This window comes from Candidatus Atribacteria bacterium, from assembly GCA_011056645.1.
GTDB lineage: Bacteria > Atribacterota > Phoenicimicrobiia > Phoenicimicrobiales > Phoenicimicrobiaceae > Sediminicultor > Sediminicultor quartus.
Window position 1 is genome coordinate 1 of sequence record DSEL01000204.1, and the last position, 2,588, is coordinate 2,588.

2 protein-coding genes are annotated in these 2,588 nt (G+C 35.1%); both read right to left on the bottom strand.

All coding sequences use genetic code 11. The features are described from left to right. On the bottom strand, window positions 1-883 hold an 883-nt coding region (locus ENO17_09555), incomplete at its 3' end, for a sugar ABC transporter permease (GenBank protein HER25277.1). Window positions 884-996: 113 nt separating this feature from the next. Beyond that, complete coding sequence (locus ENO17_09560; protein HER25278.1) at window positions 997-2,304, bottom strand: sugar ABC transporter substrate-binding protein; 1,308 nt, start codon at window positions 2,302-2,304, stop codon at window positions 997-999. Between the last annotated feature and the right edge of the window lie 284 nt (window positions 2,305-2,588).

A 2,588-nucleotide genomic window follows, 5' to 3' on the forward strand; every position in this document is an offset into this window, starting at 1 on the left:
CCGTTCTATAACGTATTTTATTCATCACTACATTAAATAATAATACTAGTAAAAATACAATGATGATCAATGTTGAACCATAACCTGCTTTAAAAAAACTAAAAGCCGTTTTATAAGAATAAAGATAAAGTGTTTCCGAAGCGATACCAGGACCACCTTGAGTAATAGTATAAATAATGTCAAATTCTTTCAGATTATCAAGAGACCTCAAAGTCAGAGCAGTAATAAGTACCGGCCGTATCAAGGGGAGAGTAATATAAGAAAAAACATGGAAAGCATTTGCCCCATCAATAATAGCTGCTTCATAAGGGTCTTTGGGGAGGGATTTTAAGCCTGCCAGAACAATAAGGGTAATCATGGGAGTCCATTTCCATACATCCACCATCACTAAAGAAATAATAACCGTTCTTGCATCACTAATCCAGAGACTTCCAGGAAGACCAACGAGACTTAAGAAATAGTTTAATACGCCTATTTGTGGATTTAACATAATGCGCCAGATCAAGGCAATGGCTACAGGTGTAGCCGCAAAGGGAAATATATAAATAGTTTGTACGAAATTACTTCCCTTAAATTCTTTATTAAAATATACAGCGATAAGTAATCCTAAGACTATCTCCAAAGATAAAGATAGGCCGCTAAAGAAAAACATCACTTTTAGGCCGTTCCAAAAGCGGGGGTCAGAAAAAGCGTCGAAATAATTTTGTAGACCTATAAACTTTGGGGAACCTAACCCGATTTTCCATTTACTAAAAGACATATAAATATTATAGATAATAGGAAAAATGACCACGATAAACAAAGTGATCATCGCAGGAGCAGGAAAAGCAATAGAAATATGATTGTCTAAAAAATTAATAAACTTTTCTTTTAATTTCTTCATAAATGTAAACGCTCTTTTTTTATGCAAGAGGGCAGGCTTATAAACCTGCCCTCTTAGTTTATTTTACAATTTTTTATTTTCTAGTGTATTTTATATCTACTCTTTTATTTCGACTATTGTTCCATCGTTTTATTCATTAATTCAGCAGCTTTTTTAGCAGAATCCGCTACATCTTTACCTTCGATGCTATCAACAATTACCTTTCCAACGATATCTCGAATCTCAGAAACATTTAAAACAGGCGGATTCCATTGAGGTTGTCCAATGGCAAAGGATTTCAGAGAGCTTGCCGTCCAATCCGGAGTATTATCAGTAGAAACAAATTTTGGATCGGTCCAAGCTGATTCACGTCCTGCTGGTACACCAGATAGAAGAGCACCCAGTTCATTTTCTTTATTAGTTGCCCATTGGACAAAGAGCCAAGTTGCTTTCTGACATTCGGGTGTGGCTGTTCCGGAAACTGCAAGGCTCCAGTTAGAAACATGGGGAAGTTTACCTGCTGACCCGGCCGGAATAGTCGCATAACCTACTTTACCCACAACTTTTGATTCTTGTGGATTTTCGTAAAGAGACTTAAATACATTAGCATCAAATATCATGGCAGCAGTGCCATCCATAAAAGTAGATGTACTCTCTGCCCAGTGGTACATAGTTGGTCCTTTTGGTCCATATTCTCTAAGTAGCTTACCGTAGAATTTAAAGGCTTCTACGCTTTCAGGTGAGGCAATATTAGCATTTCCTTTTTCGTCAGTCCATGAGCCACCAAAGCTATAGAGAAAATCTACAAATTGAGAAGTAGCGGCAGCATCTTTGCCTCTCAGCGTAATTCCTATCATTTCTTTTCCATCTACAATTTTCTTGTGGAAAAATTTTGCAGTTTCTTCTAATTCTGCCATTGTCTCAGGAACTTTTATATTAAACTGTTTAAATAGATCTTTACGATATGAGAGCAAAGAGGCTTCAGCATTTATAACTACTCCGATCTGGTGTCCTTCTATTCTGGCACCTTTCATCGGGCCTGCAAAAAAATCTCCCAAATCCCACTCTTGTATATTTGTTAGATCTGGATCAGTCATATATCCTTCAAGAGGAGCCAACCATCCTGCTTTCCAATAGTGTAGTTTGGCTTGTCCCGGCATAATCATGTAGCCATCAACTTTTCCTCCCGCATTTAACTCAATAAGACGTTTATCGCGGAATTGATCTTCCGGGAAAACTTCCATAATTACCTTAATTCCGGTTTTTTCTTCAAATTCAGGAATTTTTGGTTCTATAAATGTAGTAAAGGGGTGTTTATTCATTAATAAGCGAATTTCCACTCCTTCAAATTGACGCCAATTAATGTCAGCTAAGGCAATCATGGTTGTAAACATTAATAAAATTGAGATTAGCAAAATTAATAAAAATATTCTTTTTTTCATTTCAATCCTCCAAAAGTTTTTGGTTATTATTCTTAACTTACTTCAGTCAAAAGAAATTATTTAACTTTTTCTGGTTACATTGTTTTTGAGCTTGAAAAAATTTACTTTAAAACAACTTAAAAAATATTCTTTATTTTAAATTAAGAGCATTCTTTCTTTATTTTTCACCTTCTTTCATTTATTGATTCTCTCCTCTTTCTGTCTATTATCGACCTTGGTAAAACTATGACGAGTTTTTTATCTGTGTATAACTAACACTATATTATTATATTACTATATTACTA